This window comes from Bradyrhizobium sp. P3_C3 (assembly GCF_056402655.1).
This window is the reverse complement of record NZ_JBFUGY010000023.1, coordinates 18,856-41,380: the sequence shown is the minus strand read 5'-3', so window position 1 is coordinate 41,380 and position 22,525 is coordinate 18,856. Positions and strand designations below refer to the sequence as shown.

Below are 22,525 nucleotides of genomic sequence, written 5' to 3'. Positions count from 1 at the left end.
ATAGAAGCTTTCTAACCGCGCCGCCACAGCCACAAACGTGCCGCAGCAATCCGCGAGCCAAAAATTCCCATGCGCTACCCCAAGATTTCCTGAGGCCAGGCTTTGAGCGGATTGAACCAAGGCAAGATGCAGCTGTCCGGACGCGGGGTCGTCTGCGTGCGCGGCGGCCGCGAGGTGTTCTCCGGGCTCGATTTCGAGGCGGTCTCGGGCGAGGCCGTGGCGGTCGTGGGCCGCAACGGCTCGGGCAAGACCTCGCTGCTGCGGCTGATCGCGGGCCTGCTGATTCCGGCCGGCGGGACAATCGCGCTCGCCGGCGGCGATGCCGAGCTGACGCTGCCGGAGCAGTGCCACTATCTCGGCCATCGCGACGCCCTGAAGCCGGCGCTGAGCGTGGCGGAAAACCTGTCATTCTGGGCTGATTTTCTGGGCGGCGAGCGCAGTGATGCGGCCAAGAGCCTCGCCATCGTCGGGCTCGATCACGCCACCCATTTGCCGGCCGCCTTCCTGTCCGCCGGCCAGCGCCGCCGCCTGTCGCTGGCCCGGCTGCTGACGGTGCGCCGCCCGGTCTGGCTGCTGGACGAGCCGACCACGGCGCTGGACGTGGCCGGCCAGGGCATGTTCGAGGGCCTGATGCGGGAGCATCTCGGCCGAGGCGGCCTGATCATCGCGGCGACGCATGCGCCGCTGGGCATCGATTCGCGGGAGCTGAGGATTGGGGGTTCAGCATGATTCCGATGGACCCTCAGTTTTCCAAGCGGCCGGGCCCGGCTCTCTCCGTTCCCTCCCCCCTTGCGGGGGAGGGTCGGGGAGAGGGGTGCGGCACGGTAGGGCGATTCGGTTCTAGCGCTGGGGAGGCGAGCGCTCTGTTGCTCGCCGTCAACGCTTCAAAAGCATCTCTCCCGGGGCTACCCCTCTCCCCCGCCCTCCCCCGCAAGGGGGGAGGGAGCGCAGTTTGCCTGGGGCACCCGGCTGAGGTCGTCTCGTCGCCCAGGGGAGCCACCCCATGACCGCCCTGTCCGCCCTCATCCGCCGGGATATCCGGATCGCACTCCGCGTCGGCGGCGGGGCGCTGATCGGCGTGCTGTTCTTCCTGACCGTCGTCGTCCTGATGCCGTTCGCGGTGGGGCCGGATCTGGCGCTGCTGTCGCGGCTCGGGCCGGCGATCCTGTGGCTCGGCGCGCTGCTGGCGAGCCTGCTCACCCTGGACCGGCTGTTCATGGCCGACCACGAGGACGGCTCGCTCGACCTGATCACGATGAGCCGGACGCCGCTGGAACTCGCCTGCGCCGCCAAGGCGCTGGCGCATTGGCTGGCCGCGGGCCTGCCACTGATTGTCGCAACCCCGGTGCTCGGCCTGCTGCTCAACCTCGACATGGTTGCAACCGGGGCGGTGGCGCTGACGCTCCTGGCCGGTACGCCGGCGCTGACCTTCACCGGCATGATCGGCGCGGCGCTTGCGGTGACGCTGCACCGGGGCGGACTGTTGATGGCCGTGCTGGTGCTGCCGCTGTCGATCCCGGTGCTGATTTTCGGCGTCGCGGCCTCGCAGGCCGTGATCGTCGGTCCCATGACGTTCGGCGCGCCGTTCTCGATCCTGTGCGCGCTGTCGCTGGTCAGCCTCGTCATCGGCCCTTTCGCGGCGGCGGCGAGCCTGCGCCATGGTCTCGATTGAAATGGGCCGGATTGCCCTTGACCCCGATCAACTTTCGCTGCGCGCTTTTATGCTGATTGCGTGAGTGCTGACCTGTGATTATCAGAATACCATGACGCTGATCGATCTCGCCAATCCGACACGGTTCCTCGCGCTGACGGCGCGGGTACTGCCGTGGCTTGTGGCCGCGACCGTCATCCTGCTCACCATCGGCCTCTACCAGTCCGCTCTCGCGCCCGACGACTACCAGCAGGGCGCGACGGTGAAGATCATGTTCATCCACGTGCCCAACGCCTGGCTGTCGATGTTCGTCTGGGGCGTGATGAGCATCGCCTCATTGGGCACGCTGGTGTGGCGGCATCCGCTCGCCGACGTCGCCGCCAAAGCCGCCGCGCCGATCGGCGCCGCCTTCACCTTTCTCGCGCTGCTCACGGGATCGCTGTGGGGCCGGCCGATGTGGGGCACCTATTGGGAATGGGACGCGCGGCTGACCTCGGTGCTGATCCTCTTCCTGATGTATCTCGGCCTGATGGCGCTGTGGCGCGCGGTCGAGGATCCCTCGCGCGCGGCACGCGCGGCCGCGGTGCTGACGCTGGTCGGCGCGATCAACCTGCCCATCATCAAATTCTCGGTCGATTGGTGGAACACGCTGCACCAGCCGGCGTCGGTGATGCGCATGGGCGGCTCGACGCTCGACAAATCGTTCCTGATCCCGCTGCTGCTGATGGCCATCGCGTTCACGCTGCTGTTCGTCACGTTGCACCTGGCGGCGATGCGCAACGAGATTTTGCGCCGCCGCGTCCGCTCCTTGCAGATGATGCAGGCGAGCCAGAAGGCCGCATGACGATGTCACTTGGTCCCTACGCGTCCTTCATCGTGACGTCCTATGCTGCGGCGGCGCTCGTGGTCGTGATCCTGATCGGCTGGATCGTGCTCGACTATCGCAGCCAGACCGAGCGCCTGCGCGAGCTCGACCGCAGCGGCGTCACGCGCCGCTCCGGACGCAGCGCAACGGACACGCCGTGAGCGATCAATCATGAGCGATCAACCGACTTCCGCTCCGCCGCAGCGCCGCACCTTCCTGATGGTGCTGCCGCTGATCGCCTTCATCGCCCTGGCGCTGCTATTCTGGTTCCGGCTCGGCAGCGGCGATCCCTCGCGGATTCCGTCCGCGCTGATCGGCCGGCCGGCGCCGCAGACCGCGCTGCCGCCGCTCGAGGGATTGCTGGCCGACAATTCGCAGGTGCCGGGCCTGGATCCCGCCGCGTTCAAGGGCAAGGTCAGCCTCGTCAATGTCTGGGCGTCCTGGTGTGTGCCCTGCCATGACGAGGCGCCGCTCCTGACCGAGCTCGCCAAGGACAAGCGCTTCCAGCTCGTCGGCATCAACTACAAGGACACGGCCGACAACGCGCGCCGTTTCCTCGGCCGCTACGGCAACCCGTTCGGCCGCGTCGGTGTGGACGCCAACGGCCGCGCCTCGATCGAATGGGGCGTCTATGGCGTGCCGGAGACGTTCGTCGTCGGGCGCGAAGGCACCATCGTCTACAAGCTGGTGGGACCGATCACGCCGGACAATCTGCGGACCGTGTTGTTGCCGCAGATGGAGAAGGCGTTGAAGGCGGGGAGCTGAGCTCCGCTCTCGTGCCCCGGACGCGGCGCAGCGCGTAAGCGGTGCGCTGCAGAGCCGGGGCCCACGTCACCACGAAGGTACTTCTGGAGAGAGCCTGGGTCCCGGCTCGCGCTTGGCGCGTCCAGGACACGAGACCGTCACCTTTTCCTTACATCCCCCGCCTCGGCCTCGCTCGCCTCCAGCGACGCCGGCTCGATCCCGTAGCGCTTGGTCAGCGGCATCTGCGCGATGGCGAAAATCATGGTCAGCGGGGTCACGCCGAACACCTTGAAGTTCACCCAGAAATCCGTGCTCTGGGTGCGCCAGACGATCTCGTTCAGGATGGCCATGCCGGCGAAGAACAGCGCCCAGCGCAGCGTGAGGATGCGCCAGCCCTGCGGGGTCAGGTTGAACATCTGGTCGAACATCACGGCGATGAAGGAGCGGCCGAACAACAGCCCGCCGCCGAGGATCGCCGCGAACAGGCCGTAGATGATGGTCGGCTTGACCTTGATGAAGGTCTCGTCGTGCAGCACCAGCGTCAGCGTGCCGAACACCAGCACGATCACGCCTGTCACGATCGCCATGATCGGGATGTGGCGCGTCACCACATAGGACGCGATCATCGCCGCGACGATCGCGACCATGAAGGCGCCGGTCGCGGCGAACAGATTGAACTTCGCATTCACGAAGAAGAACACGAGCAGCGGACCGAGCTCGGTCGCGAGCTTGAACAGCGGATGCGGCTGGGTCTTGTCCATTCTCAGCTTTCGATTCCGGCGATCGCGCGGGCGAAATCGCGCGCGGTGAACGGCGCGAGATCGTCGACGCCTTCGCCGACGCCGATGAAATGCACCGGCAGTTTGAATTTCTCCGCGAGCGCCACCAGGATGCCGCCGCGCGCGGTGCCGTCGAGCTTCGTCATCACGAGGCCGGTGACCCCCGCCGTGCGATGGAAGGCCTCGACCTGCGACAGCGCGTTCTGGCCGACCGTAGCATCCAGCACAAGCAGCACGGCATGCGGCGCAGTGTCGTCCACCTTGCGGATCACGCGCACGACCTTTTCGAGCTCGTTCATCAGCTCGGCCTTGTTCTGCAGGCGGCCGGCCGTGTCGATCAGGAGCACGTCGATGGCCTGCTCCTTCGCTGCCGTCAGCGCGTTGAAGGCGAGGCTTGCCGAATCCGAGCCCTGCGTGCCTGATATGACCGGCGTCCTGGTGCGCTCGCCCCAGACCTTGAGCTGCTCGATCGCGGCCGCGCGAAACGTGTCGCCGGCGGCCAGCATCACCTTGCGGCCTTCGGATGCGAATTTTTGCGAGAGCTTTCCGATGGTTGTGGTCTTGCCGGAGCCGTTGACGCCGACGACGAGGATGACGAACGGCTTCCTGCCCGCGTCGATCTCGAGCGGCTTTGCCACCGGCGCCAGCACCTTCTCGACCTCGGTGGCGACGACGTCCTTGACCTCGTCCGCCGAGATCGCCTTGTCATAGCGCCCCGTGCCGACGGCGTCCGCGATCCGCACCGCGACCGACGTGCCGAGGTCGGCGCGCAGCAGCACGTCCTCGATGTCGTCGAGCATGGCGCGGTCGAGCTTGCGCTTGGTGACGAGGTCGGCGACCGCGGTCCCGAGCGAGGACGAGGTACGCTTCAGCCCGTTGGACAGGCGGCGCCACCAGCTCAGCTTGGGGGGATCTGACGTGGTATCGTTCATGGTGGCGGTGTGTTAGCCGTTCCGGCTCCCAAACGAAAGTGTTGACCGAAAGTCTTGCAATTGCTCGATGTTCCCGAATTGACCGCCGACGAGATGTTGGCGCGCGTGCTCCATCGCGATGGGCTGATGCTGGTCATCGACAAGCCCGCCGGCCTGCCGGTGCATCGCGGCCCCAAGGGCGGGGCCAATCTGGAAACGTCGTTCGACGCGCTTCGTTTCGGCCTGCCGCGGCCGCCGGTGCTGGCCCACCGGCTGGACAAGGACACCTCCGGCTGCCTCGTGCTCGGCCGCCATCGCAAGGCGACGGCCTCACTCGGCCTGCTCTTCAAGCACGGCAAGATCGGCAAGACCTACTGGACCGTGGTCGAGGGCGGCCCTGCCGAGGACGAAGGCACCATCGACATGCCGCTCGGCCGGCTCAATGCCGAGCGCGGTTGGTGGCAGAAGCCGGACCCGGAAGGGCAGAAAGCCATCACAAATTGGAAGGTGATGGGCCGGGGCGACGGGCTGACCTGGCTCGCCATGGAACCGGTGACCGGCCGAACCCATCAATTGCGGGTGCATTCGGCCGCGACCGGCTGGCCGATTTTCGGCGATAACATTTACGGCAACGGCCCGCGCTTCGGCGAGCCGCGGCTGCACCTGCATTCCCGCGAGATCGTGGTGCCGATCTCCCGGAACAAGGAGCCGATCCGCGTGGTGGCGCCGGCCCCGCCCCACATGCACGAGAAGCTCCGCGCCTGCGGGTGGAATGGGGAATAGTTTTAGCCCCTCATGGTGAGGAGGCGCGTCAGTGCCGTCTCGAACCATGAAGGCCCGACTGTCGCCCGCGGCCATCCTTCGAGACGCCCGCTTCGCGGGCTCCTCAGGATGAGGAGCAGTGGCCGGTCGGGGAGGAAAGCAGTGCTCGCCTTCCGCCCCGTGGTTTACGAAACGTTCAGTGCTCGTCTCTATTGATAGCGATTGCTTAGAACAAGCTTCCGTCATTCGCTCAGGACGAGCAACGCGTCATGTCCACGGCCGAGTTTTCGATCATCGATGAAGTCGAATCAGCGATTCGGCTCGGCTCGGCGGAAAAGGGCCTGGAAACGGCCCGCCGCGTCACCGACCTGTTCCTCTCCTCCGCCGGAAGTTTTGGCAACGAGCAGATCGCGCTGTTCGACGACGTGCTCGAGCGTCTGATCGGCACCATCGAGCTGCGCGCCATCGCCGACATGGGCGCACGAATTGCGCTGGCCGAGATCAGCGCGCAGCTTGCGCCGATCGCGCAGGCGCCGCCCTCCGTGATCCGCCGCCTCGCCAATAATGACGAAATTCGCATCGCCGGCCCGGTGCTCCAGGAATCCGCGCGCCTCGACGATGGCGAGCTGGTGAAGATCGCCTCCAGCAAGGGCGAATCGCATCTGCTCGCGGTCGCCGGTCGCTGGTGGCTCAAGGAGATCGTCACCGACGCGCTGCTGGCGCGGCGCTATCCCAGCGTCAGCCGGCGGCTTGCCGCCAATCCCGGCGCGCGCGTTTCCGGAAACGGATTTGCCGTCATCGTCGGGCAGGCGGAGGCCGATCCCGAGCTCGCCGTGAGCGTCGGCGTCCGCGTCGACCTGCCGTCCGATTTGCGCCGCCGGTTGCTGCGTTCTGCGACGGATGCCGTGCGCACCCGGCTGCTGTCGCGCGCACCGCCGCATCTGTTCGAGGAGATCCAGGGCGCGATCGCCGCCGTGACCGTCGGTGTCGAGCGCGAGATGTCGGTCGTGCGCGATTTCGAAGGCGCCAAGCGGGCCATCGCAAATCTCAAGGCGACTGGCCAGCTGACCGAAGCGACGCTGCTCGGCTTCGCCACGCAGCGGCGCTACGAGGAAGCCGTGGCTGCATTGGCGGCACTGTCCGGATCGACCATTGAGGTGATTCGCCCGTTGATGCAGAGCCTGCGCGAGGACGGCCTGCTGGTGCCGTGCAAGGCGGCCCAGCTCAGCTGGGAAACCACAGCCGCCGTGCTCGAGAGTCGCTTTGCCACCGGCGCGATGAAACCCGCTGATATCGCGAGGGCGAAAAGCAATTACGCGCGAATGACGTCGGAGAACGCGCGGCGGACGCTGCGATTCTGGCAGGTGCGGGCGTTGTAGGGCGCGCCGCGCGCTACACACACCGGTGTCATCACCCGCCTTGTGCGCAATTGCGCACTGGAGCGGGTGATCCGGTATTCCAGAGAGTTAGTGGGATGCGGAGAGGCCGCGGCGTACTGGGTCGCCCGGTCAAGCCGGGCGACGACACTGATTATGTGGTGAGCCGCTCGCCATCGCTGCCGGCAATCATCAGCGGCACCACACGGCCAACGCGTTCACCCGCGATCGCCACCGGCAGATAATGCTCCGTGCGGCCCTGGCTGTCGCTCTCGATCAGCACATCGCGCGTCGTACCCACTTCCTCTTGCAGCCGCCGTCGTAATGCCACTTCGCCCGCCGCACGCAGCCGCTTCGCACGCTCCTTGATCGCACCGCCCGCGACCTGCGGCATCCGCGCGGCCGGCGTGCCGGGGCGTGGCGAATACGGGAAGACGTGCAGGAACGTCAGGCCGCACTCCTCCACGAGATCCAGCGAGCGCGAAAACATCTCCTCGGTCTCGGTCGGAAAGCCCGCGATGATGTCGGCGCCGAAGGCGATATCCGGACGCAGGCGGCGAACCTGGTCGCAGAACGCGATCGCGTCGTTGCGCGAATGCCTCCGTTTCATGCGCTTCAAAATCATGTCGTCGCCGGATTGCAGCGACAGGTGCAGATGCGGCATCAGGCGCGCATCGTCGCCGATGGCATCCAACAAATCTGCATCGGCCTCGATCGAATCGATCGAGGAGATGCGCAGGCGCTTCAGCTCCGGCACATGCCGCAAGATCTGCTTGGTCAGCATGCCGAGTCTTGGTGCACCCGGCAGGTCGGCGCCATAGCTGGTGAGGTCCACACCGGTCAGCACGATCTCGGCATGGCCGCGCGCAACCAGCGCCCGCACCTGATCGACCACCGCGCCCATCGGCACCGAGCGTGAATTGCCGCGGCCATAGGGGATGATGCAGAACGTGCAACGATGGTCGCAGCCGTTCTGCACCTGCACGAACACGCGCGGCAGGCCGCTCGCAAAGCCGTCGATCAGATGCGGCGCCATCTCCTTCACCGCCATGATGTCGCTGACGGCGATCTTTTCGCTCGCACCGAGATCGAACGCGGCACGCGCATCGCGCCAGGCTTCGCTGCGCATCTTGTCGTCATTGCCGAGGACGCGATCGACCTCGGCCATGTCTGCGAACATCCGGCTCTGCGTCTGCGCCGCACAGCCGGTGACGACGATGCGCGCCCCCGGCCGTTCGCGCTTCAATTTGCGGATCGACTGGCGCGCCTGCGCCACCGCCTCGTTGGTGACGGCGCAGCTGTTGATGACGATGGTGTCGGAGAGGCCCGCGCCCTCGGCCTCGCGGCGGATCAGTTCGGCCTCGAAGGCGTTGAGGCGGCAACCGAAGGTGACGACGTCGACGGCCATCAGCCGACCGGCGCGAACAGCGCCGGATCGAAGGAGCCCTCATATTCGAAGGTCGCGGGGCCCGTCATCAGCACGTGGTCGTCGCTTTCACGCCATTCGATCCCGAGCTTGCCGCCGGGCAGCGTGATCTCGACATTGCGCTCGGTGCGCTTCAGCCGCGCGGCAGCGACCGCGGTCGCGCAGGCCGCCGAACCACAAGCTCTGGTCAGGCCCGCGCCACGCTCCCAGGTGCGGATCGTGATGTGCTGGGGATCGACGATGTGGGCGAGCGTGATGTTGGCGCGTTCGGGGAAGATCGGGTGATTTTCCAGCAGCGGACCAAAACGCTCGAGATCGTAGGCGTTGACGTCCTCGACCCAGAAGATCGCATGCGGATTGCCCATGCTCACCACCGAGGGCGAATGCAGGATCGGATTGTCGATCGGTCCGATCTGCAACTCGATGTAGCGGGTGTCGCGAAACTCTTCTGCCAGCGGAATGTCCTGCCAGCCGAACTTCGGCGCGCCCATATCGACGGTGTAGAGATCGGGTGCCGGGCCCTGCCAGCAATTGAGCAAGCCCGCAGCGGTCTCGAACGTTGCCGTGGTCTGCCCGGTCTTCTCGAAGATGCGCCGCACCACGCAGCGCATGCCGTTGCCGCAGGCGCCGGCCTCGGAGCCGTCATTGTTGTAGATGCTGATGAAGGCCTCGGTCCCGTCGAACCGCGGCTTCCGGAGCACCATGAGCTGGTCGTAAGGCACGCCGCCCGGCGCGGACGCGACCGCGCGGGCGTCGTCCGGCGTCACCGGCGCGGCGGAATCACGCATGTCGACAACGACGATCTCGTTGCCGATGCCGTTCATCTTGGCAAATGCGTGGTTGGCCAGAGCGCTCATGAAATGTCCCGAATTTCGCCTGCCTTATATGGCGATCCTTGGCGGCTTGGCCAGTGATTTGCCGCCATAGCCATGACGCATCTGTCATGGGACGAATTCGGCACTCGCGTGTTAGAACGGCACGGTTCGCGCAATCCGGGACGCGCGGCCGGCTCAGGGCCTTGGGGACGTAAGGCCTTGACGGTGTAAGGCCTTGGCGACGCAAGGCTTGGATGTAAGGCCTTGGCGCATAAGCCCTTGGGGAGAATAGAATGAATCGTTTTTGTCGCCTCGCACTGCTCGCGCTGATCCCGGCAGCGACCATGTCGTTTGGCGTGCCCGGCGCTCTGGCGCAGACCCCCAGCCCGGCGCCCGCCGCGTCGGCCAGCCCTTCGCCGGCTCCGTCGGCCTCGCCCTCCCCGGCTGCAAGTGCCGCACCTGCGCCCGCGGCGGCGCCCTCTCCGGCGCCATCGCCTGCGGCCAGCGATTCGCCCTCACCCGCTCCGGCGGCCCCACCGCCCGCTGCGGCCGCGACACCTGCCCCGGTGCAGACCGCCGATCCCTTTGGCCTGGAGACCACGCTCGAGCCGAAGAAGGTCGTGATGGTCAAGGGCACTGCCAATTGGGATTCGGCCTTCGACACGCTAATCGACGCTTTCAAGGCGCTGAACACGCTGCTGGACAAGCAGGGCATCAAGCCCGCCGGCAATTCGATGATCGTCTACACCTCAACCGACGACACCGGCTTCACCTTCCTGGCCGAGATCCCGGTCGAGCAGGACCCGAAGAACCTGCCCAAGGACATGAGCATCGGCAAATCGCCGGAAGGCAAGGCGTTGAAATTCGTCCATCGCGGCTCCTACGACAACATGGACAACACCTATGAGGCGATCACCAATCACCTCGACGACAAGAAGCTGGAAGCCAAGGACACCTTTATCGAGGAGTACCTCACCGATCCCCTGAAGACGGCCGAGGACAAGCTCGTGATCAACGTGTTCGTGCCATTGAAGTGAGAGAGATGAAGAAGCCTGCCGTCCTTTTTACGTCTATTGCCGCCGCTGTCGCCGCCACGCTGCTGGCAACGCCCGCACGCGCGGACGATTTTCCCTCCGCGATCTCGGTGAGCGGCGAAGCCACGATCTCCGCGGCGCCCGATCTCGCGCAGATCGACGCCGGCGTCGCCAACGACGCCAAGTCGGCGAAGGAAGCCTCCGACGCCAACAACGCCGCGATGGGCAAGGTACTGCTGGCGCTGAAGGGCGCCGGTATCGCCGAGAAGGACTATCAGACCTCGCGCCTGTCCTTGCAGCCGCAATACGGCCAGAACAAATCCACCGGCGCTTCGCCCGTGGTCGGCTTCCGCGCCTCTAACCGCGTTACCGTGAAGATCCGCGACGTGACCAAGGTCGCTGGCATCATCGACACGCTGGTCGGCGCCGGCGCCAACGACATCGGCAACATCTCCTTCGAGGTGACGCAGGCCTCAAAGCTGCTCGACGACGCCCGCGAACAGGCGGTCGTGGACGCCCGCCGCAAGGCCGAGATCTACGCCAAGGCCACCGGCGTCACGCTCGGCTCGCCGCTCAGCGTATCCGAGGGCGGCGCTCCGGTGCCGCTGTTCAAGGCAAGAATGGCGACAGCGCCGATGGCGGCGCCCGCGGCAGTAGCGCCGGGCGAGGAAACGCTGTCGGTGACGGTGAATGTGAGCTGGGCGATTATTCGCCCTGAGGGCAAGTAAGTCTCGTGTCCCGGACGCGCTGCAGCGTGAAACGCTGCTGCGCAGAGCCGGGACCCAGAAAGCCAACGGCACGTGCTGCTGCATGGGCCCCGGCTCTGCAGCGCACCGTCGAAGAGACGCTGCGCTGCGTCCGGGGCACGGTTGTGTACGTGGATGGATTCAGATCTCCACCACCTGCCCCGGCTGCATCGCCACAAACTGCTCCTGCGGAATCTTCGCGGCATCCAGCGCTTCGACCAGCGCCTTCGCCGGCGCGTCGATCGCTTCGTCCGTCAGCTGGAACGTGCCGTGATGATGTCCGAGCGCGGCTTGTGCGCCGCAATCGGCCAGCGCTTTCACGGCGTCTTCCGGATTCATGTGCTGGTCGCGCATGAACCAGCGCGGTTCGTAGGCGCCGATCGGGAGGATCGCCAGACGCAGCGGCCCGTGCTTCTCTGCGACGCGGCGAAAGTGCCCGCCGTCGCCATAGCCGGAATCGCAGACCACGTAAATTTTCCCCGCCGGCGTCTCCAGCACGAAACTCGCCCACAGTGCCTTGTTGCGATCGAACATGCCGCGCGCCGACCAGTGCCGGGTCGGCACCAGCGTCACGGCGATGCCGCCGCCGAGCTCGACGCGATCGTGCCAGTCGAAGGCCTCCACCTTGATGGAGGAGTCGGCGCTGCGCATCGTTACGTCGTTGCCGAGTGGCGTCACCACGCGCGGCGCAAAGTTCTTGGCAAGCCGCGACAGCGTCGCGATGTCCAGATGATCGTAATGACCGTGCGAGACCAGCACGACGTCGATCTTCGGCAGCTTCTCGAACGCGATACCGGGGTCGTTGTGCCGCTTCGGTCCGGCAAAGCTGACGGGCGAGACCCGCGAGGACCAGACGGGATCGACGAGGATGTTGAGGCCGCCGGCCTGGACCAGCCAGCTGACGTGGCCGACGAAGGAGAGCCGCACCTTGTCGCCCTCGACTCGCTGCGGCGGCGTGTCGGCATGGGGGTTGGGCACCCAGTCGGGCCAGTCCGCGCGCTGCCCCCGGCCACCTAATTGCCACCGCAGCACCTCGCCGAGCGATCTCGGCGGCGCCCCGTCGGGATCGAAGAAGGTCAGGCCGTCAAAATGGTCGGAGACCGGGCCGTCATAGGTTTTCATGCGGGACATCCAGAGGGGCGGAACACCGACCAGCGCGGCACCACCGGCGAGCAGTCCGAAAACGCGGCGGCGGGTGATCGGCACAAGCGGGCTTCAGGGATGGTAACGGAGGTAAGTCATCATCTTCTATATGGGCGGAGCCCAGGCAAAAGGAACCGGCCACCAAAAGTTCCGTATTTTCAGAGCCTTGCCCTGGCAAAGGCACCCCGGCACCCTAACTTTCCTTGACTTTTGGGCGGGAGCGGCGTTTAACCCCGCCACTTTCTCGGAAAGGCTTTCTTTTCGACACGCCCACTGGCCCTGGAGGCCAGAGGCCAACGCCCGACAGCGCTGTGCGCCCTCGGGCGCAAAGGTGTTTGGAAGATCGCTTGCTCAGGAAGTGGTCATCGCCCGACTTGATCGGGCGATCCAGTATCCCAGAGGCCGCTCGGCTGAACCGAGGTGCCGGGGCGTACTGGATGCCCCGGTCAAGCCGGGGCATGACGATGGTGAACGCGGCAACCCTGCGCGAGCAGGACAAGGGACAACGGCATTGTTCGACAATCTGTCGGAACGGCTTGGTGGCATTCTCGATCGTCTGACGGGGCGCGGTGCGCTGACCGAAAAGGACGTCGACGCCGCGATGCGCGAGGTGCGCCGCGCGCTGCTGGAGGCCGACGTCGCGTTAGAGGTGGTGCGCAGCTTCACCGAGCGCGTCCGCGAGCAGGCGATCGGCGCCACCGTCGTCAAGTCGGTGACCCCCGGCCAGATGGTGGTCAAGATCGTCCATGACGAGCTGATCAACACGCTCGGCGCCGAAAGCCAGACCATCGACATCAATTCCGTGCCGCCGGTGCCGATCATGATGGTCGGCCTGCAAGGCTCCGGTAAGACCACCACCACCGCAAAGCTCGCCCGCCGCATGGTCCAGCGCGACAAGCGCAAGGTGCTGATGGCTTCGCTCGACATCTATCGCCCGGCGGCGATGGAGCAGCTGGCCGTGCTCGGGCGCGATCTCGACATTCCGACGCTGCCGATCGTCGCCGGCCAGCAGCCGGCTCAGATCGCGAAGCGCGCGCTGGAGGCCGGCAAGCTCGGCGGCTACGATGTCGTGCTGCTCGACACCGCCGGCCGCACCACGCTCGACGAAGACATGATGGCGGAAGCGGCTGCGATCAAAGCCGCTGCCAATCCGCATGAAGTGCTGCTGGTCGCCGACAGCCTCACCGGCCAGGACGCCGTGAATCTTGCCCGCGCCTTCGATCAGCGCGTCGGGCTCACCGGCATCGTGCTGACACGAGTCGACGGCGACGGCCGCGGCGGCGCCGCGCTGTCGATGCGCGCCGTGACCGGCAAGCCGATCAAGCTGATCGGCACCGGTGAAAAGACCGACGCGCTGGAAGATTTCCACCCCGATCGTATCGCCGGCCGCATCCTCGGCATGGGCGACGTGGTCTCGCTGGTCGAACGTGCCGCCGCCAACATCGACGCCGAGAAGGCCGCGCGCACCGCCGAGCGCATGCGCAAGGGTCAGTTCGACCTCAACGACATGCGCGAGCAGCTGTTGCAGATGGCGAACATGGGCGGCATCAGCGGGCTGATGGGCATGATGCCCGGCATCGCCAAGATGAAGAACCAGATCGCGGCCGCCGGCATCGACGACAAGATCCTGAAGCGCCAGGTCGCGGTGATCGATTCCATGACGCGCGACGAGCGCCGTCATCCCGACCTGCTCAAGGCCAGCCGCAAGAAGCGCATCGCCGCAGGAAGCGGCCAGAGCGTCGAGCAGGTCAACAAGCTGCTCAAGATGCACCGGAACATGGCCGACGTGATGAAGGCCATGGGCTCGGGCAAGCGCGGCCCGCTCGCCGGCATCGCACAGGCGATGGGCTTTGGCGGTGGCATGAAGCCGCCCTCACCGGAAGAGATGAAGGCGTTGCAGGAGAAGATGCAAGGCGGCGGACAAGGTCTGCCCAGCCTGCCGAAGGATTTGCCCGCTGGTCTGCGCACCGGCCTGCCCAACGTTCCCGGACTGACCGGGCTGAGCGGCAAGCCGACGCTGCCGGGCCTCGGCGGATTTCCGGGCAAGAAGAAATGAGGAATTCGTCTCGAGGGATCCTAAGCATCTCGCGCGACGCGGAATACCAATCAACCGAACAAACTGTACTTTGAAGGAGAACCAGATGTCCGTCGTTATCCGCCTCGCTCGCGCAGGCACCAAGAAGCGCCCCGTCTATCACGTCGTCGTCGCCGATTCGCGCTTTCCCCGCGATGGCCGCTTCATCGAGCGTCTCGGTTATTTCAACCCGCTGCTGCCGAAGGACAACGAGGCCCGCCTCAAGCTCGACATGGACAAGGTGAAGGCCTGGGTCGCCAAGGGCGCGCAGCCGTCGGACCGCGTGGCGCGTTTCCTCGACGCCGCCGGCGTCAAGAAGCGCGAAGCGCGCAACAACCCTGAGAAGGCCGTGCCGCGCAAGGAGCGCAAGGCGCAGGCCGAAGCCGCCGCGAAGGGTTAAGGTCAGATCATGTCGGCGCTGGTCTGCGTCGCGCGGATCGGCGCCGCGCATGGTGTGCGCGGTGCGGTCAAGCTGTGGACCTTCACCGAAGATCCCTTTGCCATCAAACGCTACGGTCCGCTTCTCTCCAAGGACGGCAAGCGCCAGTTCGAGGTCGCGCAGGCGCGCGAGGCCAGGGATCATCTGGTCGCGACGTTCAAGGGCGTCACGACCCGCGATGAGGCCGAACGCCTCAACGGCATCGAACTCTACGTCGCGCGCGAAAAGCTGCCCGCGACCGATGCGGACGAATATTACCACACCGACCTGATCGGGCTCGCCGCCGTCACCACCGACGGCGACGCGCTCGGCCGCGTGCTCGCGATCCACAATTTCGGCGCCGGCGACATCATCGAGATCGCTCCCCCCAAAGGATCTGCAAAGGGCACGACGATGCTGCTGCCGTTTACAAACGCGGTGGTGCCGGAAGTCGATCTCACAGGCGGACGCGTCGTGATCGCGCTGCCGCAGGAGATCGAGGGTGAGGACAAGGACGAAGCCCTATCCACGGGCCGTCCCCGCGAAGGCGGGGACCCATAATCGCAGGCCGTGGTTTTTTGGCTAAGCTGGTAGCCTCGATCATCGCAAAACGAAGTGCGATGGTTATGGGTCCCGGGCTCGCGCTCCGCGCGCCCCGGGACGACGAGATCGGGAAGCAATGACGACCTCCTCACCCTGGCGCGCGACGGTGCTGACGCTGTTTCCGGAGATGTTTCCGGGGCCGCTCGGCGTGAGCCTGGCCGGCCGGGCGCTGGCTGGCGGGCTCTGGGAGCTCGAGGCGCGGGACATCCGGGCCTCGGCCACCGACCGGCATCGGAGCGTCGATGACACCCCCGCGGGCGGCGGACCGGGCATGGTGCTGCGGGCCGATGTTCTGGCGGCGGCGATCGATGCCGTCGAGATCAGCCCGGACCGGCCGAAGCTGCTGATGAGCCCGAGGGGTCGGCCATTGACCCAGGCCCGGGTGATGGAGCTGGCCGAGGGTCCGGGTCCCCTGATCGTTTGCGGACGGTTCGAGGGCGTGGACCAGCGGGTGATCGACGGACGGGGCCTGGAGGAGGTCTCGATCGGCGACTACGTGCTGTCCGGGGGCGAAATCGCAGCGCTGGCCCTAATCGACGCCTGCGTCCGGCTGTTGCCCGGCGTGATGGGCAAGGAGGCCTCGGGAACCGAGGAAAGCTTCTCGGAGGGCCTCCTCGAGTACCCCCAATACACCCGCCCGCAGCTGTTCGAGGGGGCTCCGATCCCGGAGACCCTGACCTCCGGCGACCACGCCAAGGTTGCAGCCTGGCGGCGGGCACAATCCGAGGCCCTGACCGCGGCCCGGCGGCCTGATTTGTGGGCCAAAATCCCGGCCAAAGCCACGAATCGAGCCAGACGCCAAAAAACGCCAAAAAACAAGACAGACGGGTGACAAACGCTCCGGCTTGCCTTATAGGAGCGGCCACATCCGCAATAGCTGGATCAACGAATTTCGCGCAGCCCCCGTCCTGCGGCTTGGCGCGCCGATGGAGATTTACCCATGAACCTGATCCAACAGCTCGAAAAAGAGCAATTCGACAAGCTCTCCGCCAGCAAGGAGATTCCGGAATTCGGTCCCGGTGACACCGTGATCGTCAACGTGAAGGTCGTCGAAGGCGACCGTACCCGCGTGCAGGCCTATGAAGGCGTCTGCATCGGCCGTTCCGGCGGCGGCCTCAACGAGAGCTTCACCGTCCGCAAGATCTCCTATGGCGAGGGTGTCGAGCGGGTGTTCCCGCTGCTCTCCCCGATGATCGACTCGATCAAGGTGGTGCGCCGCGGCAAGGTGCGTCGTGCCAAGCTCTATTACCTCCGCAACCTTCGCGGCAAGTCGGCCCGCATCGTCGAGAAGACTGAGCACGCCAAGGCCGTCAACGAGTAAGCTCCGTTTACAGACGAGTTCTAGAGAGCGCGGGGCAAAACCCCGCGCTTTTTTGTTGCGTCAGCCGTGCGCGTCAAAGCACTCGCGCTTCCAAATCGGCCTGCTATATATTCTTGGAATGTTTCCAGATCAGACCAGCCTCGCCCCCGTCACGCGCATCGTCATCGACGATCGCTCGCGGCTGCCTGGCCGGTTCTTCGGACGCTTCGCGACCTCGGCAACGTCAGAGCTTACGCGCGCAGCCTAAAAGCTGCGCTGACGATTTTGTTGCCCGCGCGTGACCGCGCATATCCGCACCACAACATTCCTGGAGCTGAAGCTCATGTCCAAGCCGACCACATTGTACGACAAGATCTGGAACGACCATCTGGTGCACGAAGCCGACGACGGCACCTGCCTGCTCTATATCGACCGCCATCTGGTGCACGAAGTGACCTCGCCGCAGGCGTTCGAGGGTCTGCGCGCCACCGGCCGCAAGGTGCACTCGCCGGAAAAGACGCTCGCCGTCGTCGACCACAACGTGCCGACCACCGATCGCACCAAGCCGAATCCCGATCCGGAGAGCATCGAGCAGATCAAGGCGCTGGCCGAGAACGCCAAGCAATTCGGCATCGAATATTACGACGAGTTCGACAAGCGCCAGGGCGTCGTCCACGTCATCGGCCCCGAGCAGGGCTTTACCCTGCCCGGCACCACCATCGTCTGCGGTGACAGCCACACCTCGACGCATGGCGCGTTCGGCGCGCTCGCACACGGCATCGGCACCTCCGAGGTCGAGCACGTGCTGGCGACGCAGACGCTGATCCAGAAGAAGGCGAAGAACATGCGCGTGACCGTCGACGGCAAATTGCCTGAAGGCGTGACGGGCAAGGACATCATCCTCGCCATCATCGGCGAGATCGGCACTGCCGGCGGCACCGGCTACGTGCTGGAATACGCCGGCGATGCGATCCGCGCGTTGTCGATGGAGGGTCGCATGACGGTCTGCAACATGTCGATCGAAGGCGGCGCGCGCGCCGGCCTGGTTGCGCCGGACCAGAAGGCGTTCGACTTCCTGCGCGGCCGTCCGAAGGCACCGAAGGGCGCGGACTGGGATGCGGCGATGCGCTACTGGGAGAAGCTGCGCTCCGACGACGGCGCGCATTTCGACCACGAGCTGCGCCTCGACGCTGCCAAGCTGCCCCCGATCGTGACCTGGGGCACCTCGCCTGAGGACGTCATCTCGGTGACCGGCATCGTGCCCGATCCGGATCAGATCGCGGACGAGGCCAAGCGTCTCTCCAAGCACCGCGCGCTGAAATATATGGGCCTGACCGCGGGCACCAAGATCACCGACATCAAGCTCGACCGCATCTTCATCGGCTCCTGCACCAACGGCCGCATCGAGGATCTGCGCGCGGCGGCGAAGATTGCCGAAGGCAAGACCGTTTCAGCGAATGTCAACGCCATGGTCGTGCCGGGCTCCGGCCTCGTGAAGGAGCAGGCCGAAGCTGAGGGTCTGGACAAGATCTTCATCAAGGCCGGCTTCGAATGGCGCGAGCCGGGCTGCTCGATGTGCCTCGCGATGAACCCGGACAAGCTGGCTCCGGAAGAGCGCTGTGCCTCGACCTCGAACCGCAACTTCGAGGGCCGCCAGGGTTTCAAGGGCCGCACGCATCTGGTGTCGCCGGCGATGGCGGCAGCGGCTGCGATCGCGGGTCACTTCGTCGACGTCAGGGAGTGGCGGTAAGCCGCTCCCTGCAATTTGAGCTAAAGCGGCAAACGGCCGTTAATCGGCATCGCCGACACTGTGTCCTCGCGACGGTTTCGCGAGGACACAGCGCATGGCCAACAAGCCGGAATATGTCGATCTGATCGGCGAGGCGACGCGCCAGCACCGGCGGCGCGCAACGCCCTTGCCCATCGTCGCCAAGCCCGAGGTCGAGGAGACCTCGAAGCTCAGCCGCTGGCCGCCGGCGATGATCAAGCAGTGGAAGCTCGAGAACCTGACGCGGTGGAAGCCGGCGTCGTGGAAGCTGAAGGATTGGCTCTAGGCCACACGAACAAGGGGCGCCGTCGCGGCGCCCTTTTCATTTCGATCGCGATTACCAATAGCGGTACGGATAGTGCCAGCGATGCCACCGGCAGACGCGGCGCGGGCCGTAATAGGTCCAGATCACCCGACAGCGGCGCGGATAGTGGTAGTAGGGATAGTAGCCGCCGTAATAATAGCGCCGGTGGAAGTGACGATAGCCGTAATGCGGGCGATAGATCCCGTAGCGATGAAAACCGCCATAGTGGCGAAATCCGCCGTAGCGATAGCCGCCACCATGAAAGGCCGGTGCGGCGCGGAAGCCGCCGATATGGCCGCCCCGAAAGCCACCGCCGCGGAAACCGCCGATATGCCCTCCGCCACCATGGAAACCACCGCCACGAAAACTGCCACCGCCATGGAAGCCGCCACCATGTCCACCACCGCCGCCACCGTGGCGAACCTGGGTGATCATGTCGTCGCTTGCAGCCTTCGCCGCCGGCAACGGCGTCGGATTGATCGGAGTCATCGCTTCGGCACGTTGTGCAGTCCCGGCCGACAGCATCAGCGTGGCAACAGCCGCAAGCCCGAGCAAGCGTATCGAGCTTGTCCGAGCATCCAAGATCCGCAGCATGGAATTCTCCCTGAATCTGAACGGCAGCATTGCGGCGCAGCGTCGCTCGCATCGCTGTTCAATTGCAGTCGCTCCCAAGATTAAATTAGGGACAGCGACGTGAACGCCTTGTGAATGAACAAGCTTCCTGCCGAGGCGCCGTGCCACGACAAAAGGAATTCGAAAGATGACCGTCTACGCGATCGCGCAATTGAAGATGACGGACCGCGCGGCCTATGACCGCTATCAGGCGCGGTTTTTCGACGTGTTCAGAAAGTACAATGGACGGCTGCTCGCCGCCGACGAGCAGCCGCGCGTGCTCGAGGGCCCGTGGCCATTCGACAAGCTCGTCATGATGTCGTTTCCCGACGAGGCCGCATTCCTCGCCTTCTCGAATTCACCGGACTACGAAGAGATCTCGCGCGATCGCAAGGCGGGCGCGCAGGCAACCGTGCTGCTGGTCAGGGGATTCGCGACGGCGGGCTAACGCGACGGCGTCACCACCACGGCCCGTAGCCGAACACGAAGGGTGCCGGCACGCCGTAGGGATAGGGACGGTAGTAGACGGGCCGCGCGTAATAATGCGGATCATGGGGCGCTGAGCGCCGCGCAACGTCATGGTGTCTTGCGTGCCGTCTCGCATCGAAAATCGCTGTCCCGGCCGAGGCATCCGACTTCGTCACACTCTGCGCGGTTGAAGCGCGAGGCAAACCCGCTGCGAGCCCGGCGACAACGGCCAATGCAATCCATCTCGTCATGACGAACTCCGCCCTCAAGATGCGGGCATCACGCGGCCGTTTAGGCGCGTCAGCCCCGCCGCCAGTAGCAGCTCATATGCGGCACGATCACCGTGCCGCTCGGCCGATATTCCTGCACATAGGTGGCGTTGCACTCGCGGACCGCATCGGGACCCGGATAGTAGCGCGGATAGACGCCGTCCGGAGCGTAGTAGGGCGTGACGCGCAGCCGGGCGGGCGGGCGCCYGCGCGGCGGAGGAACGTCGTCTGGCGAGGCCGCCTGGGCCAGCCTGACACCGGCGCCGGCCGTCTGAGCTTCCGCACCGACGCAAAATTGCGAAAACAACCCCATGCAAAGTAGAACCAGTATTGCTGTTCCCGCCCGCATCGCACCACCACCCACCTGAGCTATCCCCTTGAGGCGCCGTACGCTCCCCGTTTTCGTGCGCGGCGTCAACTCTTCGTAGCCTTCTATAAAGCCGGATGCATCGCCACGGAACCCGCGCTAAGAAAAGCCCATGTGGACGGAATTGAAAGCACCCTCGCTGGCCGAGATGGAAGCGACGGCGCACGACATCTTCGAGCGCCTGCCGGCGGAATTTCGCGGCCTCTGTGAGGGCGTGATCCTCCGTGTCGACGACTTCCCGACCGAGGAAGTGATGGACGAGATGGAATGCGAGAGCGAGTTCGACCTGCTCGGCCTGTTCCAGGGCGTCGGCCTGCCCCAGCAGAGCCTGGGCGACGTGGCGCGGCTGCCGAACATGGTCTGGCTCTACCGCCGGCCGATCCTGGATTACTGGGCCGAGCACGACGAGAGCCTCGGCCACATCGTCCGCCATGTCCTGATCCACGAGATCGGCCACCATTTCGGCCTCTCGGACGACGATATGACGGCGATTGAGGCTCAGGCGGAGTAGGACGTCATCGGTTGCGTATGGTTGGCGCAGCGAGAAGCATCGTCAGTCGATAGTCGGACCAGCCCGCGAGAGACAGCGATACCTGCTGATAGTGCAGCAGTCCCATGGTCGGATGATCGAACGCACGCTCGCCGCCTTCGCGTGCCAGAACCCCCTGCGTCTCCCAGCAGCGTTCGAAATCGGGGCTTCCAACTCTCAGTTCCTCGACGAGCCGGCGAACGTCCGGATCGTCGGAATAGGCTGTAACAGCGGCGCGGAATTCTGCGACGACGCGTTGCGCGCGTGAGGTCCAGTCGAGGATCAGTGTTCGCGCCTCGGGCCTGAGGAAGATGTAGCGCAGAAGATTTTTTTCGCCGTCAGCATCGAGCCATCCGGCAAACAACCGGGACGCTTTCGCATTCCAACGACGCGCGCCCCATGTGCGATCGAGAATGTAGGCCGGCCCATCGATCGCATCGACGCAGGCCAGCACCTCCTCAGGCGGATCATCGCTGTGGCCGGGACGCTCGGGATCGCGCTTGCCCCCAACTTCGAACAGATAGCTGCGCTCCGCTCGTGACAGGCGCAATCCGCGTGCGAGGCGCGCAAGTGTCGAAGCCGAGACGGAGACATCGCGACCCTGCTCGATCCACGTGTACCAGGTGACGCTCAATCCGCAGAGCTGAGCGACCTCCTCGCGCCGGAGGCCGGGCGTGCGCCGCCGTGCTCCGGCAGCGAGGCCGAATTCTGCCGGAGACTGGCGCTCCCGGAGCGCGCGCAGGAACGCGCTGAGCGAGAGAGCTGGAGCGATCGGGTCTGGTCCCTTCATGGTGGTTTTTATACCAGCATAAAGAGCAATCTTAAACGGGTATAATCGGCATGCTAACTCTTTGCCGCTGCGGCGTCGCTGCGGAAAGGACGAACGGGTATGGGCAGGCAATTCGCAAGGATCGAACCCGAGCACAGGGCTTTCATCGAACGGCAGAAGATCTTCTTCGTCGCGAGCGCCCCGCCGAAGGGACGCATCAACGTGTCTCCCAAGGGCCTGTCGTCATTCCGGGTGCTGGGAGAGAGCGACGTCGCCTACCTCGATTGCACCGGCAGCGGCAGCGAGACCCGTGCGCATCTGACCGCCTCCGACGACAAGCGGCTGACCATCATGTTTTGCGCCTTCGACGGCGCCCCGATGATCCTGCGGCTCTATGGCCAGGCTCGATCGCTCATGCGCGGCACGCCGGAATATTCCGATCTCGTTCCTGACTTCGAGGACATGGCAGGCGCACGCCAAATCGTGCGCCTCTCGGTCGACCTCGTGCAGACGTCATGCGGTATGGGCGTGCCGCTGTTCGACTACAGACAAGAACGCGGCAGCCTCGTGCGCTACTGGACGGCGCAGGGTGTCAACAATTTGCGAAAATACTGGGGTCTGAAGAACATGAAGAGCATCGACGGCCTGCCGACCGGCTTTGCCCCTGACAGCATGGCTCCGCCAGGCTGAAGACGAACCTCGATTTACGCCCCTTAGGCCTGCCGAATCCGGCCTAGGATTTGTGTGCCAACCGGGCTAAATAGCCCTCCCCTGACTTCAAACCGGGAAGCC

28 protein-coding genes are annotated in these 22,525 nt (G+C 65.4%); 19 read left to right on the top strand and 9 right to left on the bottom strand.

The annotated features are described in order from the left end of the window. Window positions 1–126: 126 nt before the first annotated feature. The 5 genes from ccmA (at window position 127) to AC1DW2_RS24700 (ending at window position 3,281) form a co-directional block, all read left to right on the top strand. Entirely contained in the window at window positions 127–729 is a 603-nt protein-coding gene (ccmA, locus tag AC1DW2_RS24720; protein WP_477007358.1) for a heme ABC exporter ATP-binding protein CcmA, read from the top strand. Between the two features lie 274 nt (window positions 730–1,003). Then, window positions 1,004–1,672, top strand: coding sequence for a heme exporter protein CcmB (gene ccmB / locus AC1DW2_RS24715; protein ID WP_028150494.1), 669 nt, complete (start codon window positions 1,004–1,006; stop codon window positions 1,670–1,672). Window positions 1,673–1,763: 91 nt separating this feature from the next. After that, window positions 1,764–2,495: a heme ABC transporter permease gene (locus tag AC1DW2_RS24710; protein WP_038932544.1), complete on the top strand. Its 732-nt coding sequence runs from the start codon at window positions 1,764–1,766 to the stop codon at window positions 2,493–2,495. Then, the gene (gene ccmD, locus AC1DW2_RS24705; protein WP_014490637.1) at window positions 2,492–2,677 is read left to right on the top strand and encodes a heme exporter protein CcmD; all 186 of its coding nucleotides are present in this window, start codon (window positions 2,492–2,494) and stop codon (window positions 2,675–2,677) included. Before AC1DW2_RS24710 ends, ccmD begins: the two co-directional genes overlap by 4 nt. A gap of 10 nt (window positions 2,678–2,687) precedes the next feature. After that, window positions 2,688–3,281: a DsbE family thiol:disulfide interchange protein gene (locus AC1DW2_RS24700; protein ID WP_477007319.1), complete on the top strand. Its 594-nt coding sequence runs from the start codon at window positions 2,688–2,690 to the stop codon at window positions 3,279–3,281. 137 nt (window positions 3,282–3,418) lie between these two features. Here the strand turns inward: AC1DW2_RS24700 and AC1DW2_RS24695 are convergent, their stop codons facing one another. Beyond that, window positions 3,419–4,021 (bottom strand): septation protein A, encoded by a 603-nt coding sequence (locus tag AC1DW2_RS24695; RefSeq protein ID WP_477007318.1) that lies wholly within the window; start codon window positions 4,019–4,021, stop codon window positions 3,419–3,421. A gap of 2 nt (window positions 4,022–4,023) precedes the next feature. Then, a complete protein-coding gene (gene ftsY, locus AC1DW2_RS24690; RefSeq protein WP_247306788.1) occupies window positions 4,024–4,971 on the bottom strand; it encodes a signal recognition particle-docking protein FtsY in 948 nt (315 codons plus the stop codon). A 93-nt stretch (window positions 4,972–5,064) separates the two neighbouring features. Here ftsY and AC1DW2_RS24685 point away from each other — a divergent pair, with 93 nt between their 5' ends. Together AC1DW2_RS24685 and AC1DW2_RS24680 are read left to right on the top strand one after the other, a co-directional pair. Further along, window positions 5,065–5,733: an RluA family pseudouridine synthase gene (locus AC1DW2_RS24685; RefSeq protein WP_477007357.1), complete on the top strand. Its 669-nt coding sequence runs from the start codon at window positions 5,065–5,067 to the stop codon at window positions 5,731–5,733. Between the two features lie 248 nt (window positions 5,734–5,981). Continuing rightward, window positions 5,982–7,091, top strand: a complete 1,110-nt coding sequence (locus tag AC1DW2_RS24680; RefSeq protein WP_477007317.1) for a DUF2336 domain-containing protein — start codon at window positions 5,982–5,984, stop codon at window positions 7,089–7,091. 151 nt (window positions 7,092–7,242) lie between these two features. On the opposite strand, the gene mtaB is transcribed toward AC1DW2_RS24680, so the two are convergent. Together mtaB and dapF are read right to left on the bottom strand one after the other, a co-directional pair. Further along, window positions 7,243–8,496 carry a tRNA (N(6)-L-threonylcarbamoyladenosine(37)-C(2))-methylthiotransferase MtaB gene (gene mtaB / locus AC1DW2_RS24675; RefSeq protein WP_477007316.1) on the bottom strand — a complete coding sequence of 418 codons (1,254 nt, stop codon included), beginning with the start codon at window positions 8,494–8,496 and terminating at the stop codon, window positions 7,243–7,245. Continuing rightward, a complete protein-coding gene (dapF, locus tag AC1DW2_RS24670; protein WP_477007315.1) occupies window positions 8,496–9,371 on the bottom strand; it encodes a diaminopimelate epimerase in 876 nt (291 codons plus the stop codon). Before dapF ends, mtaB begins: the two co-directional genes overlap by 1 nt. A 251-nt stretch (window positions 9,372–9,622) precedes the next feature. On the opposite strand from dapF, the gene AC1DW2_RS24665 reads away from it, so the two are divergent. Both AC1DW2_RS24665 and AC1DW2_RS24660 read left to right on the top strand, forming a co-directional pair. Continuing rightward, entirely contained in the window at window positions 9,623–10,366 is a 744-nt protein-coding gene (locus AC1DW2_RS24665) for a GyrI-like domain-containing protein (RefSeq protein ID WP_477007314.1), read from the top strand. Between the two features lie 5 nt (window positions 10,367–10,371). After that, window positions 10,372–11,091 carry an SIMPL domain-containing protein gene (locus tag AC1DW2_RS24660; protein ID WP_208083916.1) on the top strand — a complete coding sequence of 240 codons (720 nt, stop codon included), beginning with the start codon at window positions 10,372–10,374 and terminating at the stop codon, window positions 11,089–11,091. A gap of 159 nt (window positions 11,092–11,250) precedes the next feature. Here AC1DW2_RS24660 and AC1DW2_RS24655 read toward each other — a convergent pair whose 3' ends face one another. Then, window positions 11,251–12,315, bottom strand: a complete 1,065-nt coding sequence (locus AC1DW2_RS24655; protein ID WP_477007313.1) for an MBL fold metallo-hydrolase — start codon at window positions 12,313–12,315, stop codon at window positions 11,251–11,253. 448 nt (window positions 12,316–12,763) lie between these two features. On the opposite strand from AC1DW2_RS24655, the gene ffh reads away from it, so the two are divergent. From ffh to AC1DW2_RS24620, 7 genes are all read left to right on the top strand, one after another. Then, window positions 12,764–14,308, top strand: a complete 1,545-nt coding sequence (gene ffh / locus AC1DW2_RS24650) for a signal recognition particle protein (protein ID WP_166346789.1) — start codon at window positions 12,764–12,766, stop codon at window positions 14,306–14,308. Between the two features lie 85 nt (window positions 14,309–14,393). After that, on the top strand, window positions 14,394–14,726 hold the full coding sequence (gene rpsP, locus AC1DW2_RS24645) for a 30S ribosomal protein S16 (protein WP_063980395.1): 333 nt from the start codon (window positions 14,394–14,396) through the stop codon (window positions 14,724–14,726). A 9-nt stretch (window positions 14,727–14,735) separates the two neighbouring features. Further along, entirely contained in the window at window positions 14,736–15,305 is a 570-nt protein-coding gene (gene rimM, locus AC1DW2_RS24640; protein WP_477007312.1) for a ribosome maturation factor RimM, read from the top strand. A 118-nt stretch (window positions 15,306–15,423) separates the two neighbouring features. Beyond that, on the top strand, window positions 15,424–16,179 hold the full coding sequence (gene trmD / locus AC1DW2_RS24635) for a tRNA (guanosine(37)-N1)-methyltransferase TrmD (protein ID WP_477007311.1): 756 nt from the start codon (window positions 15,424–15,426) through the stop codon (window positions 16,177–16,179). Window positions 16,180–16,287: 108 nt separating this feature from the next. Next, window positions 16,288–16,668 carry a 50S ribosomal protein L19 gene (gene rplS, locus AC1DW2_RS24630; RefSeq protein WP_063980390.1) on the top strand — a complete coding sequence of 127 codons (381 nt, stop codon included), beginning with the start codon at window positions 16,288–16,290 and terminating at the stop codon, window positions 16,666–16,668. Window positions 16,669–16,990: 322 nt separating this feature from the next. Further along, window positions 16,991–18,397, top strand: coding sequence for a 3-isopropylmalate dehydratase large subunit (leuC, locus tag AC1DW2_RS24625; protein ID WP_477007310.1), 1,407 nt, complete (start codon window positions 16,991–16,993; stop codon window positions 18,395–18,397). A gap of 94 nt (window positions 18,398–18,491) precedes the next feature. After that, window positions 18,492–18,701 carry a hypothetical protein gene (locus AC1DW2_RS24620; RefSeq protein ID WP_063980389.1) on the top strand — a complete coding sequence of 70 codons (210 nt, stop codon included), beginning with the start codon at window positions 18,492–18,494 and terminating at the stop codon, window positions 18,699–18,701. A 51-nt stretch (window positions 18,702–18,752) separates the two neighbouring features. Here the strand turns inward: AC1DW2_RS24620 and AC1DW2_RS24615 are convergent, their stop codons facing one another. Next, a complete protein-coding gene (locus AC1DW2_RS24615; RefSeq protein WP_477007309.1) occupies window positions 18,753–19,313 on the bottom strand; it encodes a hypothetical protein in 561 nt (186 codons plus the stop codon). 166 nt (window positions 19,314–19,479) lie between these two features. Here AC1DW2_RS24615 and AC1DW2_RS24610 point away from each other — a divergent pair, with 166 nt between their 5' ends. Continuing rightward, on the top strand, window positions 19,480–19,779 hold the full coding sequence (locus tag AC1DW2_RS24610; protein ID WP_354178898.1) for a DUF1330 domain-containing protein: 300 nt from the start codon (window positions 19,480–19,482) through the stop codon (window positions 19,777–19,779). A 10-nt stretch (window positions 19,780–19,789) separates the two neighbouring features. On the opposite strand, the gene AC1DW2_RS24605 is transcribed toward AC1DW2_RS24610, so the two are convergent. Next, window positions 19,790–20,050, bottom strand: a complete 261-nt coding sequence (locus AC1DW2_RS24605; RefSeq protein WP_085402929.1) for a hypothetical protein — start codon at window positions 20,048–20,050, stop codon at window positions 19,790–19,792. A 49-nt stretch (window positions 20,051–20,099) separates the two neighbouring features. Next, window positions 20,100–20,381, bottom strand: a complete 282-nt coding sequence (locus tag AC1DW2_RS24600) for a hypothetical protein (RefSeq protein WP_477007308.1) — start codon at window positions 20,379–20,381, stop codon at window positions 20,100–20,102. 166 nt (window positions 20,382–20,547) lie between these two features. Between AC1DW2_RS24600 and AC1DW2_RS24595 the strand changes: the two genes are divergently transcribed. Continuing rightward, window positions 20,548–20,946 carry a metallopeptidase family protein gene (locus AC1DW2_RS24595; RefSeq protein WP_477007307.1) on the top strand — a complete coding sequence of 133 codons (399 nt, stop codon included), beginning with the start codon at window positions 20,548–20,550 and terminating at the stop codon, window positions 20,944–20,946. A gap of 4 nt (window positions 20,947–20,950) precedes the next feature. On the opposite strand, the gene AC1DW2_RS24590 is transcribed toward AC1DW2_RS24595, so the two are convergent. After that, a complete protein-coding gene (locus AC1DW2_RS24590; RefSeq protein WP_477007356.1) occupies window positions 20,951–21,754 on the bottom strand; it encodes a helix-turn-helix transcriptional regulator in 804 nt (267 codons plus the stop codon). A gap of 99 nt (window positions 21,755–21,853) precedes the next feature. On the opposite strand from AC1DW2_RS24590, the gene AC1DW2_RS24585 reads away from it, so the two are divergent. Further along, window positions 21,854–22,423 (top strand): pyridoxamine 5'-phosphate oxidase family protein, encoded by a 570-nt coding sequence (locus AC1DW2_RS24585; protein ID WP_071908670.1) that lies wholly within the window; start codon window positions 21,854–21,856, stop codon window positions 22,421–22,423. Window positions 22,424–22,525 lie beyond the last annotated feature (102 nt).

Coding starts and splice junctions, on each gene's coding strand:
- AC1DW2_RS24660 (WP_208083916.1), top strand. CDS start 10,372: ATGAAGAAGCCTGCCGTCCTTTTTACGTCTATTGCCGCCGCTGTCGCC.
- ccmA (WP_477007358.1), top strand. CDS start 127: ATGCAGCTGTCCGGACGCGGGGTCGTCTGCGTGCGCGGCGGCCGCGAG.
- rimM (WP_477007312.1), top strand. CDS start 14,736: ATGTCGGCGCTGGTCTGCGTCGCGCGGATCGGCGCCGCGCATGGTGTG.
- dapF (WP_477007315.1), bottom strand. CDS start 9,371: ATGAGCGCTCTGGCCAACCACGCATTTGCCAAGATGAACGGCATCGGC.
- rplS (WP_063980390.1), top strand. CDS start 16,288: ATGAACCTGATCCAACAGCTCGAAAAAGAGCAATTCGACAAGCTCTCC.
- ftsY (WP_247306788.1), bottom strand. CDS start 4,971: ATGAACGATACCACGTCAGATCCCCCCAAGCTGAGCTGGTGGCGCCGC.
- AC1DW2_RS24595 (WP_477007307.1), top strand. CDS start 20,548: ATGTGGACGGAATTGAAAGCACCCTCGCTGGCCGAGATGGAAGCGACG.
- AC1DW2_RS24665 (WP_477007314.1), top strand. CDS start 9,623: ATGAATCGTTTTTGTCGCCTCGCACTGCTCGCGCTGATCCCGGCAGCG.
- AC1DW2_RS24710 (WP_038932544.1), top strand. CDS start 1,764: ATGACGCTGATCGATCTCGCCAATCCGACACGGTTCCTCGCGCTGACG.
- AC1DW2_RS24585 (WP_071908670.1), top strand. CDS start 21,854: ATGGGCAGGCAATTCGCAAGGATCGAACCCGAGCACAGGGCTTTCATC.
- ccmD (WP_014490637.1), top strand. CDS start 2,492: ATGACGATGTCACTTGGTCCCTACGCGTCCTTCATCGTGACGTCCTAT.
- AC1DW2_RS24685 (WP_477007357.1), top strand. CDS start 5,065: ATGTTGGCGCGCGTGCTCCATCGCGATGGGCTGATGCTGGTCATCGAC.
- rpsP (WP_063980395.1), top strand. CDS start 14,394: ATGTCCGTCGTTATCCGCCTCGCTCGCGCAGGCACCAAGAAGCGCCCC.
- AC1DW2_RS24620 (WP_063980389.1), top strand. CDS start 18,492: ATGGCCAACAAGCCGGAATATGTCGATCTGATCGGCGAGGCGACGCGC.
- AC1DW2_RS24695 (WP_477007318.1), bottom strand. CDS start 4,021: ATGGACAAGACCCAGCCGCATCCGCTGTTCAAGCTCGCGACCGAGCTC.
- AC1DW2_RS24680 (WP_477007317.1), top strand. CDS start 5,982: ATGTCCACGGCCGAGTTTTCGATCATCGATGAAGTCGAATCAGCGATT.
- AC1DW2_RS24610 (WP_354178898.1), top strand. CDS start 19,480: ATGACCGTCTACGCGATCGCGCAATTGAAGATGACGGACCGCGCGGCC.
- mtaB (WP_477007316.1), bottom strand. CDS start 8,496: ATGGCCGTCGACGTCGTCACCTTCGGTTGCCGCCTCAACGCCTTCGAG.
- AC1DW2_RS24590 (WP_477007356.1), bottom strand. CDS start 21,754: ATGAAGGGACCAGACCCGATCGCTCCAGCTCTCTCGCTCAGCGCGTTC.
- leuC (WP_477007310.1), top strand. CDS start 16,991: ATGTCCAAGCCGACCACATTGTACGACAAGATCTGGAACGACCATCTG.
- AC1DW2_RS24700 (WP_477007319.1), top strand. CDS start 2,688: ATGAGCGATCAACCGACTTCCGCTCCGCCGCAGCGCCGCACCTTCCTG.
- trmD (WP_477007311.1), top strand. CDS start 15,424: ATGACGACCTCCTCACCCTGGCGCGCGACGGTGCTGACGCTGTTTCCG.
- AC1DW2_RS24605 (WP_085402929.1), bottom strand. CDS start 20,050: ATGACGAGATGGATTGCATTGGCCGTTGTCGCCGGGCTCGCAGCGGGT.
- ccmB (WP_028150494.1), top strand. CDS start 1,004: ATGACCGCCCTGTCCGCCCTCATCCGCCGGGATATCCGGATCGCACTC.
- AC1DW2_RS24615 (WP_477007309.1), bottom strand. CDS start 19,313: ATGCTGCGGATCTTGGATGCTCGGACAAGCTCGATACGCTTGCTCGGG.